Origin of the sequence: Shewanella colwelliana ATCC 39565, assembly GCF_000518705.1 — a bacterium.
Lineage (GTDB): Bacteria > Pseudomonadota > Gammaproteobacteria > Enterobacterales > Shewanellaceae > Shewanella > Shewanella colwelliana.
Window position 1 is genome coordinate 25,944 of sequence record NZ_JAEC01000023.1, and the last position, 18,063, is coordinate 44,006.

Sequence of the window (18,063 nt, forward strand, 5' to 3'; positions counted from 1 at the left end):
TCAATGTTTACGGGCCGAAACAGATATTTTCAGGGAAATTTCAATAGGGTCTAGCGACATTAAATATCTGTGTTAGAATGCCAAATCACGTTTTCAGGCTTGACGTTATATTGTCTGGTTTTTGAACAGTATTTTGTCAGCTAAATTTCAAGGGATCGAGCAGTTTATGACTGATCTGGCTTCATCTATAACACCAATTAATATTGAAGACGAATTAAAGAATTCATATTTAGATTACGCCATGAGTGTAATCGTTGGCCGAGCTCTACCTGATGTAAGAGACGGGCTAAAACCGGTTCACCGTCGCGTATTATTCGCGATGAACGAACTTAAGAACGATTGGAACAAACCATACAAAAAGTCGGCACGTGTTGTCGGTGATGTGATCGGTAAATATCACCCACACGGTGATACGGCGGTTTATGACACTATCGTTCGTATGGCGCAGCCATTTTCGCTACGTTACACCCTAGTTGACGGCCAAGGTAACTTTGGTTCTGTTGATGGTGACTCTGCAGCGGCGATGCGTTATACCGAAATTCGTATGCAGAAATTGGCCCATTCGCTTTTAGCCGATTTAGAGAAAGAAACCGTTGATTTTGTACCTAACTATGACGGTACAGAATTTATTCCAGCAGTATTGCCAACGCGCGTACCAAACCTATTAATTAATGGGTCATCGGGTATTGCTGTCGGTATGGCCACCAATATTCCTCCGCATAACTTGACTGAAGTAGTACAAGGCTGTTTAGCACTGATTGAAGAGCCAAGTCTATCTATCGAACAGTTGATGGAATATATCCCAGGCCCTGACTTCCCAACGGCTGCAAGTATTAATGGTCGTAAAGGCATTATCGATGCTTATATGACTGGCCGTGGCCGCGCCGTGATGCGCGCTAAAGCCGAAGTAGAAACCGAAGACAATGGCCGTGAGCGTATTATTGTTCACGAAATCCCGTATCAAGTTAACAAAGCGCGTTTAATTGAAAAGATTGCCGAGCTTGTTAAAGATAAAAAGATTGAAGGCATCAGTGGCCTGCGCGATGAGTCTGATAAAGACGGTATGCGCATCGTTATCGAAATTAAGCGTGGCGAAGTGGGTGAGGTTGTACTTAACAACCTATACGCACAAACACAGATGCAGTGCTCGTTTGGTATAAACATGGTGGCATTGACCAATGGTCAGCCGAAACTGTTTAACCTCAAAGAGATGCTAGAGTGCTTTATTCTTCACCGTCGTGAAGTGGTTACTCGCCGGACAGTATTTGAACTACGTAAGGCTCGAGAGCGTGCTCATATCCTTGAGTCACTGGCGATTGCCTTAGCTAATATCGACCCTATTATCGCGTTGATTAAAGCATCGCCAACCCCTGCTGATGCAAAAGTGCAACTCGTTGCTCAAGGCTGGGATTTAGGTAATGTACAAGGCATGCTTGAAAAAGCAGGTGATGATGCAGCGCGTCCAGAATGGTTAGAACCTGAGTTTGGTATCCGCGACGGCAAATATTACCTGACTGAGCAACAAGCTCAGGCAATTCTTGAGCTACGCCTGCATCGTCTAACGGGTCTAGAGCATGAAAAGATCCTTGCCGAGTATGAAGAGTTACTTATCTTAATCGCTGGTTTGCTATTGATCCTTCGTAGCCCAGAACGCTTAATGGAAGTGATTAAAGAAGAGCTTGAAGAGATTTTAGAGCAGTATGGTGATAGTCGTCGTACCGTGATTAACGCTAACGAAATTGATATGAGTCTTGAAGACCTTATTAATGAAGAAGATGTTGTTGTCACGCTATCTCACTTAGGGTATGCCAAGTATCAACCACTTTCTGATTACCAAGCGCAGCGCCGTGGTGGTAAAGGTAAAGCTGCAACTAAAGTGAAAGATGAGGATTTCGTCGAAAAACTATTAGTTGCCAATACCCACGACACCATCTTGTGCTTCTCTGACTTCGGTAAGCTGTATTGGTTGAAGGTTTATCAATTGCCGCTAGCTAGCCGTACGGCTCGTGGTCGTCCAATTATTAACTTATTGCCGCTGTCTGAAGGCGAGCGCATTACTGCCATCTTGCCTGTTCGTGAATACGACGCAGACAAGTATGTCATCATGGCAACGTCTCACGGTACAGTGAAGAAGACCTCTCTGGAGCAATACTCTCGCCCACGTGCTAACGGTATTATTGCGGTTAACCTTAAAGATGGCGACCAGCTAATCGGTGTCGATATCACTAATGGTGATAACGAAGTAATGCTGTTCTCTAATGAAGGTAAAGTCGTTCGCTTTAGCGAAGATCAAGTTCGTGGCATGGGTCGTACAGCGACTGGTGTACGCGGTATCAAGCTTGAAGATGGTCAAACCGTAGTATCGTTAATCGTACCGAAGAACGACGGCCCTATCTTAACCGTGACAGAAAACGGTTATGGTAAGCGTACTGCGCTAGGTGAATATCCAGCCAAGAGCCGTGCAACCAAAGGTGTGGTGTCAATTAAAGTTAGCGAGCGTAACGGTGCTGTAGTTGGCGCGGTGCAAGTGCTAGAGAACGACGAGATCATGCTGATCAGTGATAAAGGCACTTTAGTCCGTACACCAGCAACAGGCGTATCATCGATTGGTCGTAACACACAAGGTGTCACGATTATCCGTACAGGTGATGATGAAAGTGTTGTTGGCCTGCAGCGTATTGACGAAATCCAAGATGAGATCGAACTTGACGAAGAGGGTAATCCTATCATCGTTGATGCCGAAGCTATTGAGGGTGAAGTTGAGCAAACACCAGGTGAAGCGCCAGAGGCTGAAGAGCCTAACGAATAACGGTTAAACAATTTAACGGGCGTCCATTTGGACGCTCGTTTTGTTTCTGCAAGCAAAAAACGTAAACAGATAATTCTTATAATAATGCCAGTGGCAACAACTATTGTATCAACGCAATTGACCCTAAGCGTCAAAGGAGAAGTAAGTGAGCGCGACATATAATTTCTGTGCGGGGCCTGCAATGTTACCCGCTGAGGTAATGCAAAAGGCACAAAAGGAGTTATTAGATTGGAATGGCCAAGGTGTCTCAGTGATGGAGGTCAGCCATCGAAGTAAAGAGTTTATAGCGCTAACAGAGGAAGCAGAAGCGGATATCCGAGAGCTGATGGCAATCCCAGCTAACTACCATGTACTGTTTATGCATGGTGGTGGACGGGGTCAATTTGCTGCTGTTGTGAATAATTTTTTAGGTAGCAAAGGAAAAGCTCTATATCTTGTTGATGGCAGCTGGTCTTCAGCGGCTGTCGACGAGGCGGTAAAACTCGCCGGAAAAGAACAGATAGACATCCTTAATATTGTAAATAAAGATAATAATATCAATAGTATTTCTTTACCTGATCTATCTGCTATAGACCAAGATTATCGCTATGTTCATTACTGTCCAAACGAAACCGTTGATGGTATCGAAATTTTTGAAGAGTTAAATGCTCCTTGGCCCATCGTTGCCGATATGTCGTCGAATATTATGTCGCGTAAAATTGATGTCAGCCGCTATGGATTAATCTATGCGGGAGCACAAAAGAATATTGGTCCATCAGGCTTAAGTATCGTCATCATAAAAGATGATTTACTTGCGCTGCCACAACAGCCACAAGCATCAATCATGGATTATCGATTGGCAGTTAAACATGATTCGATGTACAACACGCCGCCGACATTTGCATGGTACCTTGCTGCTGAAGTGTTCAAGTGGTTAAAATCCAATGGCGGCGTGGCTGCAATGGAGGCGATTAATCAACAAAAAGCACAACTACTCTATGCATTTATCGACAGTTGTGACTTTTACGAAAGTCGAGTTGCTAACGCTAACCGCTCACAAATGAATGTCACCTTTTATCTCAAAGATGAGTCACTTAACGAGCAGTTTATTCGCCAGGCGAAGGAGGCAGGCTTAGTCGCACTAAAGGGGCATAGAAGTGTTGGCGGTATGCGAGCCAGTATTTATAACGCGATGCCAATTGAAGGGGTTGAAGCGTTAGTTAACTTTATGAAACAGTTTGCTCAGCGCAACGCCTAGCGTGATAACTGTCAGCTTTAGATAAGTAAATAAATAGCGAATACCCTGAGTTATTCGCTATTTTCATGCTTGCTCGACAGTTATTCATCGTTAGCGGGGTTATCCTTTTTGTTGCCTTGTCGAATTACAAATAATGACGATTTTGAAAAAGGGAGTATTAATGCAAAAGCTGTTATTAATTCTAACTTTGTTACTACCACTCAGTGTATCGGCATACGGTGTTGACGTAGGGCTAAACAAAAAATCTTCGCCAAAAGAAGTGCCCATATCGCTAATTATGGAGTTTCATTTAGCGCATAAGACTGTATTAGATGAGCATAGCCTCGACTTGGGTACAGGGGAAACCACGAAAGTCGCCAAAGCGATAGCGGCATAATCAGCGCTTATTGTGGATTACTTGGTTCCGATAGAGTCCTATATAGAGGGGCTTTCAGAGGCGGATACTCGGCATAAAATAGAGAGAGACTGTGATGCTATTCAGCATGATGCCTATCTTCAGGGACATCAACTAGGTTGGGGCGGTACAGGGGTGGTTACCGATGTCGCTCTAGCAAAACGAGACCATTTGCTAAATAGGCTAATCTATTATGTGGTGCGAGTGCACAAGGAAGATGATACCCATTTTAACCTGGACGACTGGCTAGCCGTTTTGGGTATCGAAGTTTTTGATATTTAAAATCCAATCCTGCTGATTATTTTCGCTATTCGTCTGATTTTTAATGTTTATTTGCATCGAAAAAGTCGCACGCAAATTTGCCGCGCGACTTTAGTTAACCCATAAATTGGGCCTACTTATAAATGGCTATTACAGCACCTTGGCAATGGACTCTGCGAGATAATCCACATTACCTTCACCTATCCCTGCAATACTAATACGGCTTGAATCAACCATATAGATACTGTGATCATGTTGTAATTGTGCGACTTGTTGGGGAGTAATTCCTAAAAAAGAAAACATTCCTTTTTGCTCTGCAATAAAGCTAAAGTCGCGTGTGACACCTTTTTCTATCAACTTATTCACCAACATAACTCGGTTACCGTTGATCCGATCCCGCATCTCTTTTAGCTCATCTAACCATTGTTGCTTAAGTTCACTTGATCCTAAAATAGTTTCGACAATTGCAGCACCATGAGCAGGTGGCATAGAGTAGATGCAACGCACCACATAAAGTAGCACCGAGAAAGCCACGTTAGCCGATTGACTATCACGACCCAGGATAGAGCAGGCGCCGATGCGCTCGCGATATAGACCGAAGTTTTTCGAGCATGAGCTACATAAGATCATATTATCAACCTGAGCAGCCATTTGACGCACACCGTAGGCGTCCTCATCTACGCCATCACCGAAACCTTGATACGCCATATCAATAAGTGGAGTAAACCCTTGTTGCTTGGTTAACTCAATCACTTTGTCCCATTGCTGTGTGGTCAAATCCATGCCGCTTGGGTTATGACAACATGCATGCAGTAGCACAACATCATCCTTACCCACTTGCGACAAAGCAGAGAGCATTTCGTCAAATTTCAGCGTCTTATTGTCGTGATCATAGTAAGGGTAGGTTTTAACAGATAGGCCCGCCGCTTCAAACAGACCAGTGTGGTTTGCCCAAGTTGGATCGCTGACCCATACAACGGCGTTTGGATTAAGACGTTTGATAAAATCGGCAGCGACGCGCAGTGCCCCCGTTCCGCCGGGGGTAGATACTGTCCGTACTCGGTCAGCCAGCAGTGCAGGGTTATCTTGACCAAAAGCCAGCTCACCAAGCAGTTGGTTAAATGATGCTGATCCTGTCGGGCCTATGTAAACTTTTGTTTCCTCTGTGTCTATGCGATGCTGCTCTGCAATCTTCACACAGTGCAAAATAGGGGTGTGACCTTGCTCATCCTTATAAACACCGACACCGAGGTCGACCTTATTAGCATGAGTATCTTCGCGATATTTGGTCATCAATCCAAGGATAGGATCGGCGGGCATAGGGGTAAGTGTTTCGAACATAGCTCCAACAACCTTTTTATTAAGTTTATCGGCCTTTCTTGGCCTCGGGCGTGAAAACCTAGGATAAACCAGTTTGGCAGACAAATAACAGTGCTTGTGTTGATTTTACCCCGCAAGAGAAATGGAAAATATTTATGCCAGCGGTTAACAAATCGGCAAAATGGCTCAACTCTCACTAACAAAGCCACACCTTTTGACCTGTTAGGTAAGAAAATTACTCATTAAGCCCTATTAATTGCAAAAAAGTGTTGAATAGTGAGCCACGATCAGTAACTTTATAACCACGAGGTTCAAAGTCTTTTTGAACAGGTCGCCATTTTGTCGTGATGGTACAAACGTTAATGATAACCCGCATGGCCGTTAAGGCGTCATGCAATGATAAAAGAAGTGATTCATGAAGCAACTACGACTCGAACCCATCAGTAAAGTCCAAGGCACGATTAATATTCCCGGCTCTAAGAGTATTTCTAATCGCGTATTGTTATTAGCGACGTTAGCCAAAGGTAAGACTAAACTGACTAACCTGCTTGATTCAGATGATATTCGCTACATGCTTGCATCACTCAAGCAACTGGGTGTGAACTATCGTCTCTCTGAAGATAAAACGATCTGTGAACTCGACGGTATTGGCGGCGCGATGAACGCTTCTGATGCCCAAACGCTTTTTCTTGGTAACGCTGGCACCGCGATGCGTCCTTTATGCGCTGCATTAACCTTAGGAAGCGGTACGTTTACTTTAACGGGCGAACCTCGTATGGAAGAGCGCCCCATTGGCGACCTTGTTGACGCTCTGGCACAACTCGGTGCGGATGTAACCTACCTGAAGAACCCTGGCTTTCCACCGTTGACCATTAACGCTACGGGCTTAAATGGCGGTGATGTAGAGATAGCGGGTGACCTATCCAGTCAATTCTTAACCGCCTTATTGATGGTTGCACCGCTTGCAAGAAGCACAGTAAATATCAAAATCAAAGGCGAACTCGTCTCTAAGCCATATATCGATATCACGATTGCACTAATGGCACAGTTCGGTGTGGAGGTGAAAAACCACAACTATGAACGCTTCGAAATTCTCAGCGGACAAGCTTATGTCTCACCAGGAACCGTCTTAGTTGAAGGCGATGCATCATCAGCCTCATACTTTTTAGCGGCTGGCGCCATTAAGGGCGGAGAAGTTAAAGTAACCGGCGTTGGTCTTAAGAGCATTCAAGGCGATGTAAAATTTGCCGATGTGTTAGCGAAAATGGGCGCCGAAATAGAGTGGGGGGATGACTATATTATCTCGCGGGTTGCACAACTCAAGGCGGTCGATTTAGACATGAACCATATTCCTGACGCTGCGATGACGATCGCAACAACCGCTTTATTTGCCCAAGGTACTACAACTTTGCGCAATATCTACAACTGGCGCATTAAAGAAACCGATAGACTTGCAGCAATGGCAACAGAGCTGCGTAAAGTCGGCGCCATCGTCGATGAGGGCCATGATTACATCAGTGTCACACCACCGATGGCTCCTAACACTGCCGATATCGACACTTATAACGATCATCGTATGGCCATGTGTTTCTCTATGCTGGCGTTTGCCGACTGTGGAATCACTATCAACGACCCTGACTGCACCTCAAAAACCTTTCCAAACTACTTTGAAAAATTTGCCGCGTTAGCCGTATAAAATTGGTAAAGAGAATGAGAGGTTAAGTCTAATTGACCTCTCATTTATCTACAGAGTTTATACCTGCACCTGAATAATCTTAAGTTTTTACCGCTTTGTTATCAGATTTGGTTTATAATGCGCGCGCTCTTTTTTAGTGGATGAATATCAAGATCTTTAGGGAAGATAGATTTTAATTTGGAGAATCATATGTCACAACGGGCTCCTATCGTCACCATTGACGGCCCAAGCGGTGCAGGTAAAGGTACCATTAGTCAGTTACTTGCAACTCGATTAGGGTGGAAACTGCTAGACAGCGGTGCCATATATCGCGTATTAGCGTTAGCCGCGATCCATCACAATGTAGAACTCGACAACGAATCATCATTGGCCTTATTAGCCGCGCATTTAGATGTGCAATTCATCACGGCTAATGGAAATGGCATTAAAGTTGTTTTAGAAGGCGAAGACGTTTCCCATGACATCCGTAGTCAAGAATGCTCAAACGCTGCCTCTAAAGTAGCGGCTTTTCCTACGGTTAGAGAAGCATTACTTCGCCGTCAACGCGCGTTTGCAGAAGTGCCAGGGCTTATCGCTGATGGTCGTGATATGGGCACAGTGGTATTCCCAACAACGCCAGCTAAACTTTATTTAACGGCGACTGCTGAGGAAAGGGCCCAAAGACGCTATAATCAGTTGCAGGACAAGGGCTTCGATGTTAATATCGACCGTCTTTTATCCGAGGTCATCGAACGAGATGAGCGCGATATGAATCGCCCCGTAGCACCTTTAGTTCCGGCTGAAGACGCACTCGTTATTGATACGACAACGATAGATATTGATGAAGTATTGGCACTTTGCCTTGCACACATCACCAAAAAATTACCTAACGTTAGTCTGTAAAGGCTAGCGTTTTATCATTTGTCGAATGGATGCGACAAATTATTAATCTGACTCCACGTCCAGGATGGTCCGTGGTTTATTAAAGAAAGTAACTTAAACATGACTGAATCTTTTGCTGATCTATTTGAACAATCCCTTGAAACACTTGAGTTCCGTCCAGGTTCTATCGTTCGTGGTACTGTAGTATCAATCCAGAACGGTATGGTACTTGTTGACGCAGGTCTGAAGTCTGAAAGCCCAATCCCAGCTGAACAGTTCAAAAACGCTCAAGGCGCTCTTGAAATCGCAGTTGGTGACCAAGTTGACGTAGCCCTAGACTCTGTTGAAGATGGTTTCGGTGAGACTCAGCTTTCTCGTGAGAAAGCGAAGCGTCACGAAGCTTGGATCGTTCTAGAAAAAGCGTACGAAGATGCTGAAACTGTAATCGGTATCATCAATGGTAAGGTTAAAGGCGGTTTCACTGTTGAATTAAACGGTATTCGTGCATTCTTACCAGGTTCTCTAGTTGACGTTCGCCCAGTTCGCGATACTGCTCACCTAGAAAACAAAGAACTAGAATTCAAAGTTATCAAGCTAGACCAGAAGCGTAACAACGTTGTTGTTTCTCGTCGTGCTGTTATCGAATCAGAAAGCAGTGCAGAGCGTGATGCTCTTCTTGAAAACCTTCAAGAAGGTCAAGCGGTTAAAGGTATCGTTAAGAACCTTACTGACTACGGTGCATTCGTAGATCTAGGTGGCGTTGACGGTCTTCTACATATCACAGATATGGCTTGGAAGCGCGTTAAGCACCCATCTGAAATCGTAAATGTTGGTGATGAAATCAACGTTAAAGTACTTAAGTATGACCGTGAGCGCACTCGTGTTTCACTAGGTCTTAAGCAACTTGGCGAAGATCCATGGTTAGAAATCAGCAAGCGCTACCCAGAAAACACTAAGTTGACTGGTCGCGTAACTAACCTAACTGACTACGGTTGTTTCGTTGAAATTGAAGAAGGCGTAGAAGGTCTAGTACACGTTTCTGAAATGGATTGGACTAACAAGAACATCCACCCATCTAAGGTTGTTAACCTAGGTGATGAAGTTGAAGTTCTAGTTCTAGACATCGATGAAGAACGTCGTCGTATCTCTCTAGGTCTTAAGCAGTGTAAAGTTAACCCATGGGATGACTTTGCAGAGCGTTTCCAGAAGGGCGACAAGGTTTCTGGTAAGATCAAGTCAATCACTGACTTCGGTATCTTCATCGGTCTTGACGGCGGCATCGACGGTCTAGTTCACCTTTCTGATATCTCTTGGAACGGTACTGGCGAAGAAGCTGTATCTGACTATAAGAAAGGCGACGAGATCCATGCAGTTGTTCTTTCTGTTGACCCAGAGCGTGAGCGTATCAGCCTTGGTGTTAAGCAGACTGAAGATGATCCTTTCAATGCATACCTTGCAGATAAGAAGAAAGGTGCTATCGTAAACGGTACTGTAGTTGCTGTTGACGCGAAAGGCGTTACTATTGAGCTAGCTGAAACTGTAGAAGGTTACCTACGTGTAGCAGATATCTCACGTGAGCGCATTGAAGACGCGTCTACTGTATACTCAGTAGGTGACGCTGTTGAATCTAAGTTCATGGGTGTTGATCGCAAGAACCGTACTATCAGCCTATCTATCAAAGCGAAAGATGAAGCTGATGAGAAGGAAGCGATGGCTAACTTGAACAAGCAAGATGACGTTGCTATGAGCAGTGCCATGGCTGAAGCGTTCAAAGCAGCTCGTAAGTAAATCGCCTGAAGTTCGGGGATGTTTCATCCCCGTTAGGTGACTGTGTTTGGCTTGATTATAGAGGGTACAGGATGACTAAATCCGAACTGATCGAAAAACTTGCCACTAGGCAGTCGCAGCTGTCGGCAAAAGATGTAGAAGGTGCAATCAAAGAGATGTTGGAGCAGATGGCGACAACATTGGAAGGCGGTGATCGTATAGAGATCCGTGGTTTTGGTAGTTTTTCTCTACATTATCGTGCACCACGTACAGGTCGTAACCCAAAGACTGGCACATCAGTCGAATTGGAAGGCAAGTATGTACCGCACTTTAAGCCTGGCAAAGAACTGCGTGAGCGCGTTGATGCAATCAACTCGTAAATGACATTGTTTTAAAAGCCTCCGAAAGGAGGTTTTTTTATGTCTAAATTCTAGGTATAGCTAGCTAGTTAGCTAAAATTCTTAGATAATCAACCAACCACAACGCGTTTATGGAGTGTGACGTGAAGTCATTGATTGCGACCATACTTGTCGCTCTATTTTTTGTCCTAGCATTGGTCTTTGGTGCTCGCAATGAACAACTGGTAACCATCAGCTATTTTGTTGCACAAGGGGAGTATCGTCTTCCTGTCGTGTTAGGTGTGGTGTTTCTAGCTGGGTTTCTGGTTAGTTGGATTTTTGCTATGTATCACATTGCAAAGTTAAAGCTGGTACTTCGTCAAGCTAATAAGCGTATAGAGCAATTTGAAGCTAAAAATCCAAGTTCGCTGGCCAGTGATAAGAAACAACTAAATGGCCCTGAGACTAAGGAACTAAACGCTTAATATGTTAGAGATCCTTTTTCTGTTACTCCCTATTGCTGCCGGTTATGGTTGGTATATGGGGCGCCGTAGTATACGGCATAAACAGAATAGTAAGAGAAAACAGCTGAGTAGAGATTACTTTACTGGATTGAATTTTCTTCTCTCTAATGAGTCTGACAAAGCCGTTGATCTGTTTATTTCGATGTTAGATGTCGACGATGACACCATAGACACCCACCTTTCTCTCGGTTCACTGTTTCGTAAACGCGGTGAAGTCGATCGCTCTATTCGAATTCATCAAAATCTCATCGCCAGACCCAGCTTAACCACAGAGCAACGTGATATCGCTATGATGGAGCTAGGTAAAGATTATTTAGCTGCGGGTTTTTATGATCGCGCAGAAGAGATATTTCTTAATCTGGTTCGCCAAGAAGATCACAGCCAAGAAGCCGAAGATCAACTTATTGCTATTTATCAAGTCACCAAAGATTGGCAAAAAGCCCTCGACATTATCAAATCGCTAAAACGCAAACGTCAGCAAGCATTAAAGCACCTATCAGCGCATCTATATTGTGAGTTAAGTGATGAGCAGCAAGATATAGAGCAAAAAATTAAATTGCTTAATCAAGCGCTAAAACAGGATGGTAAATGCGGCCGTGCACTGCTAAATGCCACCAAACATTATTTGGTTCAGCACCAGACTGAGCGTGCCAAAGAGATGTTACATCGTTTAAAAGAGGCTGATATTGAGCTATTTCCCGAAGCCTTAGCAATGGCAAAACAAGCTTATGAAGCACAAAGCGACCAACAGGCTTACCGAGAACTATTGCGAGAAGCCATCGAGCTGGGCGCGGGAGCCAGTGTCGCCATCACACTTGCTCAACATATGATTGAGCAGGGAGAGAAGCAAGATGCTGAAAAGTTGGTGCTAGACGGTCTTTATCGTCACCCAACAATGAAAAGTTTTCAACACCTGATGAAGATGCAGATTCAACATGCGGAAGATGGACAAGCGAAAAAAAGCTTAAATATGCTTGCCGAGCTAGTTGAGCAACAAATTAAATTTCGTCCAAGTTATCGTTGTGTAGAGTGTGGTTTCCCGTCCCACACGCTTTATTGGCATTGTCCCTCCTGTAAAAGCTGGGGCACAGTAAAGCGAATCAAAGGGTTAGACGGTGAATAGAAAACAATAATGCAAAGCAACAGGAGAGATAAATGAGCGACAAACCGATTATAGTGGCCTTAGATTATGATAATAAAGCCGAAGCTTTGCAGCTAATTGATAAGTTAGATCCCAACATGTGTCGCTTAAAAGTCGGCAAAGAGATGTTTACCCTATTTGGCCCTGATTTAGTGAATGAGATCCACAATCGTGGATTCGATCTGTTTCTAGATCTCAAGTTTCATGATATTCCCAATACTGTCGCTAAAGCCGTGACTGCTGCTGCAGAGTTAGGGGTATGGATGACAAACGTTCACGCCAGTGGCGGACTCGCCATGATGGAAGCGGCGCAAAAAGCACTTGCCCCATACGGAGATAAAGCGCCACTGCTGATTGCAGTGACCGTATTGACTTCGATGAGTGATGATGACCTCAAACTACTTGGCATCAATGTGCCAGCCGCAGAGCATGTAAAGCGTTTAGCTTCACTCACTCAGCAAGCGGGTTTGCATGGCATTGTTTGCTCCGCACAAGAAGCAAGCATGCTTAAAGAAACCTTTGGGAAAGAGTTTAAATTGGTCACTCCCGGCATACGTCCAGCAGGCGCTGATAAAGGGGATCAACATCGAGTGATGACACCTAAAGAGGCATTATTGGCTGGGTCTGATTACTTAGTGATTGGTCGACCTATCACTAAAGCTGCCGATCCTTTGGCTGCACTCAAAGCGATTCATGACTCGCTAAAATAGATTGACTAAATTTTCAAAGCACTTAGGTTAGAGCATTAACGCAAATAATACCTATGGAGCTAACATGTTCGATTACCAAGGAAAAAACGTCGTTGTTGTCGGCGGAACCAGTGGCATCAATTTGGGCATCGCAATCGCTTTTGCGCAAGCGGGGGCCAATGTAGCCGTTGCTAGCCGCAGCCAAGATAAAGTCAACAATGCGGTGAGCCAGCTACAAGCTGCTAACCCTCATGGTAAAACGATAGGTGTTAGTTTTGATGTGCGAGACCTAGCGGCAGTTAAAGCTGGTTTTGCGTATGTGGCAGAGCAATTTGGTCATATCGATATATTGGTCAGTGGTGCGGCAGGTAATTTCCCAGCCACTGCGGCAAACTTGAGTGAGAACGGCTTCAAGTCGGTGATGGATATCGATTTACTGGGCAGTTTTCAGGTATTAAAACAAGCTTATCCGTTGCTCACTCGACCTGGCGCGAGCATTATTCAGATCTCAGCACCGCAAGCGTATATCGCAATGCCAATGCAGGCCCATGTCAGCGCTGCAAAAGCAGGGGTTGATATGTTGACAAAAAGCTTAGCGTTGGAGTGGGGCGTTGAAGGAATAAGAGTTAACTCTTTAGTGCCTGGCCCCATTGCCGATACCGAAGGCTTTAATCGATTGGCGCCAAGTGAAGCCCTGCAACAGCGCGTAGCGCAAAGCGTACCGCTCCAGCGCAATGGTCAGTGTCAAGATATTGCCAATGCGGCACTGTTTTTAGCCTCTCCAATGGCGAATTACATTACTGGCACTGTATTACCTGTAGACGGCGGCTGGTCATTAGGTGGCGCAAGTATGGCAATGAGTGAACTCGGTAAGTTGGCGCAAATGCGCTAAATTTTATTAATAGAAAAGCGATGGGCATAAGTTCCATCACCGAAAGTGAGAAGTACAATGGCAAACCCATTTCAAGAGCAATTATTAAAAGCGGGCTTAGTGAGTAAGCAAAAGGTTCAAAATGCCAAGACGCAAAAACGTCGTGACCGCAAGGCTAAAGTTGATGATGGCAGTGCAGCGCTAAAAGCACAGATAGCCGATCAGAAGCGTCAGCAAGCCGAGAAAGATAAAGTACTTAATGAACAGCGTTTTGCCGAGGCTACAGAAAAAGGCCAGGTAAGAGGGCTTATCACCGAATTTAAACGTCTAGCGATTGCTACACCAAGAGACGCGGAAGTTAAATTTAACTACACCTTGGGCACTAAAATCTATTCGCTCTATGTCAATGATAAACTACAAAACCAACTGCTTAGTGGCCAACTTGGTATTGTCCGCCACGAAGAGGTTAGCTACCTAGTTCCCCATAAACTAGCCGAACGGGTACAGCTATTGGTTCCTGATTGGTGTGGCTATTTGTGGCAACAAGATGATAATCAACAAGTGGTTGAAGAGGATGATCCCTATGCAGACTACGTGATTCCAGACGATCTCATGTGGTAATGAGTATTTATAAGCCCTGCACCTAGCGGGGCTTTTTTATATCAGGCTGCAAGCCAAATCACGATAATCTAAGACAAAAGACTTTATTCTAATGACTATCTAGGTTAAATTAAAACAACCGTTTTAATCCTACGTTTGAGAGTCAATAAATGAACCCTTACCAAGCGCCATTGGCCGACATGAAATTCCTGTTAGAAAGGGTGTTTGATGCACCGACAACCTGGGAAAGTATCCCTGCGTTAGCTGAAGCTGTTGATATGGACACCGCTGCAGCTATCATGGATGAAGCCAACAAAATTGCCCGGGATCTTATTCATCCTATTAACCGCAATGGCGATGAACAAGGCGTTCGTCATCAAGGTGATAAAGTGATCACACCTGACGGCTACAAAGCGGTATATGACCAATATGCCGAAGGTGGTTGGGTAGGGTTATGTGGCGATCCTGAACTCGGTGGCATGGGTATGCCTAAAATGCTGGGTGTCTTAGTCGACGAAATGGCTTACAGCGCTTGTAACGCTTTTACCCTTTATGGTTCATTAACGGCTGGCGCAGCATTGTGTATTAATGCCCATGGTACTGACGCGCTTAAACAAAAGTATTTACCTAATCTTTATAGTGGCCAATGGGCTGGTGCGATGGACATGACCGAGCCGCAAGCGGGTTCGGATCTGCGTAACATACGCACCAAAGCCGTCCCTCAAGAGGATGGCAGCTATCTTATTAGTGGCAGCAAAATTTTTATCACAGGTGGTGACCACGATTTAACTGAGAACGTTATTCATTTGGTCCTTGCAAAATTGCCAGACTCAAACGGCATATCCTTATTTTTAGTCCCTAAAATTAACGTCGATGATAACGGTGAACTCGCTGAAACCAACGGCGTTACAGTCGGTTCTATTGAGCACAAAATGGGACTAAAAGGTTCTGCCACTTGTGTGATGAATTTTGACGATGCAAAGGGCTATCTTATCGGCAAGCCTAATCGTGGTTTAGTCTGCATGTTTACTATGATGAACTATGAGCGTTTGGCTATCGGTATTCAGGGGCTAGGCACATCACAAGCGGCTTACCAGATGGCTGCAGACTATGCCAAAGAGCGTACCCAAGGTGTTGCCGCAGGCGGTTCACCTACTGGGGCCTTGAGCGATCCTATCTTGGTACACGGTGATGTTAGACGCATGCTGCTAAATATTCGCTGTTATACCGAAGCTGGCAGAGCACTCTCGGTATACACAGGGCAACAGCTTGACCTCGCCAAGTATGGTGACGGTGAGGTTAAATCCAAAGCAAGTCGTTATGTTGGATTGCTCACTCCCGTTGCAAAAGCATTTTTGAGTGACCGCGGTCTCGATGCTGCGATTATGGCGCAGCAAGTGTTTGGTGGCCATGGTTATATCCGTGAAACGGGTATTGAGCAACTCGTACGGGATACACGTATTGCCCAGATTTATGAAGGAACTAACGGTATTCAGGCCATCGACTTCCTAGGTCGAAAGACGACAGGTGACAATGTGGCTGCATTGACAGAGTTTGTCACTGAACATCAGCATACGTTGGCAACATTAGAATCTATTTCTGATGAGCAAAAGGCACAGATTTCATCGAGGTTCGAAGCGCTCCTCCGCGTTGCTAATAGCGTCAATGATAATAAGTTAGCCCAGCCAGCGCTTATCAATGCTTGTGCGGTCGATTTCCTCGATGCCTTTGGTCACTTAGTCTATGGTTACTTCTGGTTATTAATGGCCGATCGTGCCAGCAATCATGAAGATGCACAGTTCGCCGCAACTAAGCAGCATCTTGCTCAGTTCTACTTAGCTAAGCTACTACCTAAAGTCGATTACCATCTGGCACAGGTATCGGCAGGCGATGCGACTATCATGACGATGGGTGAGTCGCTTTTTTAAGTGAACACTGCAGAAAAAAAGCCCAGAATGAGCATTTCATTCTGGGCTTTTTGTTACATGAATCCTATTTAGCAGATCTATTTTGCTTCAGTTTGTCGTTTAACAGACTCATTTTGATGAATGGGCGTATCTAGAGGCGGTTCTTCTTTTGCCGATAAGGGGGCACTATCCAATAAGGTTTGTAAAAACAGCGCACTAAAAGGTGCTATTTGATCATGTTTCGTTTTTGGGCTTTGACCATTTTCAAGTACCACAAACAGTGCCTTGCCAGTTTGATTTAACGAGATAAACCCCGCTAAGTTGTCGACACCTTGCATTGATCCCGTCTTTGCCACCACTCGTTGTTTTAATGGCGCTCTATTGTAGTGCGCTTTGTACCTGAGCGTACCAGAGATACCTGCGACTGGAAGTTGTTCAATTAGTCCCTGAAAACGCTTATCTTCATAAATGAGCATCAGCACTTGCGAGAGTTGATTGGCTGTTAATAGGTTATACCGAGAAAGGCCTGAACCATCGACAATTTGCGAATGGCTCAAGTCAACACCAGCAGCCGTTAGAATTTGCTCAACAGCTTTTGCGCCGTGACTAAAGTTAGCAGGCTCTCCAAAATAGGATTTACCAATTGCCTTAAATAAACTATCTGCAATTAAATTGTCTGACTTGAGTAGCATTGTTTCAACCAGAGCTGGTAATGCTTCAGAGCTATGGCTTGCGATCACCTTATGGTATTTAGCCCGTTTGCTGCTGACTTTAACTTTGCCTTTTACGCGTATCTGTGAAGACTTTAATACCTGCTCAATCATCTTTGAGGCAAATAGCGCCGGATCGTTAATGGCTATGGCTAAGTTAATGGGTTTGTCGCCAGCGTGGCAACCGGAGAGGTGAAAGGTGTTATTTGCCAGCCGACTTAATTCAAGCTCACAAAATGAACCTTGTTTCCGCTTATCAAAGACTGCGCTGGTCGATAAACTTACGGGAAGATAACTTGCAAAACTTAACTGGCTTTCGTTGCTCGCCATTTTAGGCCTGAGTTGCCCATGTATACAGTTTTGATTGATCACGAATGCAGATACAGGCGCTGCATAACAGATGCCTAGGTCGTCCCATACCCAACCAGGAGCCTTAGTTTGCTCACCAGGTTCTCCGACAAGGTAAATATTACCGCTCACTTCATACAAGCCTTGGTCAGTTAACTGCTTAAAGAGATCCCTTAAATTATCCGTTGTCAGGGTAGGATCTCCACTAAAGGTGATGTAGATATCACCAGCTATTTTGCCATGCCGAATAGGAAAGTGGGAAAACACTTGAGTATCAAATTTAAATCCATTGCCAAGCTGTGCCGTCGCAGCCACAGCCGTCAGCAGCTTTTGGGTACTTGCAGGCAGCAGCAAAGTGTCGGCATTTTGCTGATAGATCAATTCACCTGTCGTGAGGTCAGTGGCGCTGAGTGCTACCTGAGAGTGCTGAGGCTCGATAATCCCCATGAGATTACTAAAATAGTCGTTTCCCCATGCTGGGGCTTGACACAAAAAGGCGACAGCTAAACTTGGGGCTGTAACGAAATAATGGCGTGTTTTACGCATGGCAGTAGGATGCCTTTTAACACTGCGATATAGATTAAGTATGA

General features: G+C 44.7%; 16 protein-coding genes. 14 read left to right on the top strand and 2 right to left on the bottom strand.

What is annotated here, in order from left to right; translation table 11 throughout:
* Positions 1-166: 166 nt before the first annotated feature.
* The 4 genes from gyrA (at position 167) to L876_RS0111120 (ending at position 4,722) form a co-directional block, all read left to right on the top strand.
* Positions 167-2,809, top strand: coding sequence for a DNA gyrase subunit A (gene gyrA / locus L876_RS0111105; protein ID WP_028763885.1), 2,643 nt, complete (start codon positions 167-169; stop codon positions 2,807-2,809).
* A gap of 145 nt (positions 2,810-2,954) precedes the next feature.
* Positions 2,955-4,046, top strand: coding sequence for a 3-phosphoserine/phosphohydroxythreonine transaminase (gene serC / locus L876_RS0111110; protein WP_028763886.1), 1,092 nt, complete (start codon positions 2,955-2,957; stop codon positions 4,044-4,046).
* Between the two features lie 160 nt (positions 4,047-4,206).
* Entirely contained in the window at positions 4,207-4,422 is a 216-nt protein-coding gene (locus tag L876_RS0111115; protein WP_028763887.1) for a hypothetical protein, read from the top strand.
* A 12-nt stretch (positions 4,423-4,434) separates the two neighbouring features.
* The gene (locus L876_RS0111120; RefSeq protein ID WP_028763888.1) at positions 4,435-4,722 is read left to right on the top strand and encodes a hypothetical protein; all 288 of its coding nucleotides are present in this window, start codon (positions 4,435-4,437) and stop codon (positions 4,720-4,722) included.
* A 129-nt stretch (positions 4,723-4,851) separates the two neighbouring features.
* On the opposite strand, the gene L876_RS0111125 is transcribed toward L876_RS0111120, so the two are convergent.
* A complete protein-coding gene (locus tag L876_RS0111125; RefSeq protein ID WP_028763889.1) occupies positions 4,852-6,042 on the bottom strand; it encodes an amino acid aminotransferase in 1,191 nt (396 codons plus the stop codon).
* A gap of 394 nt (positions 6,043-6,436) precedes the next feature.
* Between L876_RS0111125 and aroA the strand changes: the two genes are divergently transcribed.
* The 10 genes from aroA to L876_RS0111175 all read left to right on the top strand — a co-directional run bounded on the left by aroA (position 6,437) and on the right by L876_RS0111175 (position 16,436).
* Positions 6,437-7,717, top strand: coding sequence for a 3-phosphoshikimate 1-carboxyvinyltransferase (gene aroA, locus L876_RS0111130; RefSeq protein ID WP_028763890.1), 1,281 nt, complete (start codon positions 6,437-6,439; stop codon positions 7,715-7,717).
* A 189-nt stretch (positions 7,718-7,906) separates the two neighbouring features.
* Positions 7,907-8,599, top strand: a complete 693-nt coding sequence (cmk, locus tag L876_RS0111135) for a (d)CMP kinase (protein ID WP_028763891.1) — start codon at positions 7,907-7,909, stop codon at positions 8,597-8,599.
* 99 nt (positions 8,600-8,698) lie between these two features.
* Positions 8,699-10,366, top strand: a complete 1,668-nt coding sequence (gene rpsA / locus L876_RS0111140) for a 30S ribosomal protein S1 (protein WP_028763892.1) — start codon at positions 8,699-8,701, stop codon at positions 10,364-10,366.
* Between the two features lie 71 nt (positions 10,367-10,437).
* A complete protein-coding gene (ihfB, locus tag L876_RS0111145) occupies positions 10,438-10,725 on the top strand; it encodes an integration host factor subunit beta (RefSeq protein WP_028763893.1) in 288 nt (95 codons plus the stop codon).
* Between the two features lie 122 nt (positions 10,726-10,847).
* Positions 10,848-11,168 (top strand): LapA family protein, encoded by a 321-nt coding sequence (locus tag L876_RS21585; protein WP_051413086.1) that lies wholly within the window; start codon positions 10,848-10,850, stop codon positions 11,166-11,168.
* A 1-nt stretch (position 11,169) separates the two neighbouring features.
* Positions 11,170-12,330: a lipopolysaccharide assembly protein LapB gene (gene lapB / locus L876_RS0111155; RefSeq protein ID WP_028763894.1), complete on the top strand. Its 1,161-nt coding sequence runs from the start codon at positions 11,170-11,172 to the stop codon at positions 12,328-12,330.
* Between the two features lie 32 nt (positions 12,331-12,362).
* Positions 12,363-13,058 (top strand): orotidine-5'-phosphate decarboxylase, encoded by a 696-nt coding sequence (pyrF, locus tag L876_RS0111160; protein ID WP_028763895.1) that lies wholly within the window; start codon positions 12,363-12,365, stop codon positions 13,056-13,058.
* A gap of 64 nt (positions 13,059-13,122) precedes the next feature.
* Positions 13,123-13,929, top strand: coding sequence for an SDR family oxidoreductase (locus tag L876_RS0111165; RefSeq protein ID WP_028763896.1), 807 nt, complete (start codon positions 13,123-13,125; stop codon positions 13,927-13,929).
* 57 nt (positions 13,930-13,986) lie between these two features.
* Positions 13,987-14,529, top strand: a complete 543-nt coding sequence (locus L876_RS0111170; RefSeq protein WP_028763897.1) for a DUF2058 domain-containing protein — start codon at positions 13,987-13,989, stop codon at positions 14,527-14,529.
* Between the two features lie 149 nt (positions 14,530-14,678).
* Positions 14,679-16,436 (top strand): acyl-CoA dehydrogenase family protein, encoded by a 1,758-nt coding sequence (locus L876_RS0111175; RefSeq protein WP_028763898.1) that lies wholly within the window; start codon positions 14,679-14,681, stop codon positions 16,434-16,436.
* Between the two features lie 77 nt (positions 16,437-16,513).
* On the opposite strand, the gene dacB is transcribed toward L876_RS0111175, so the two are convergent.
* On the bottom strand, positions 16,514-18,019 hold the full coding sequence (dacB, locus tag L876_RS21590) for a D-alanyl-D-alanine carboxypeptidase/D-alanyl-D-alanine endopeptidase (RefSeq protein ID WP_081730683.1): 1,506 nt from the start codon (positions 18,017-18,019) through the stop codon (positions 16,514-16,516).
* Positions 18,020-18,063: the final 44 nt, after the last annotated feature.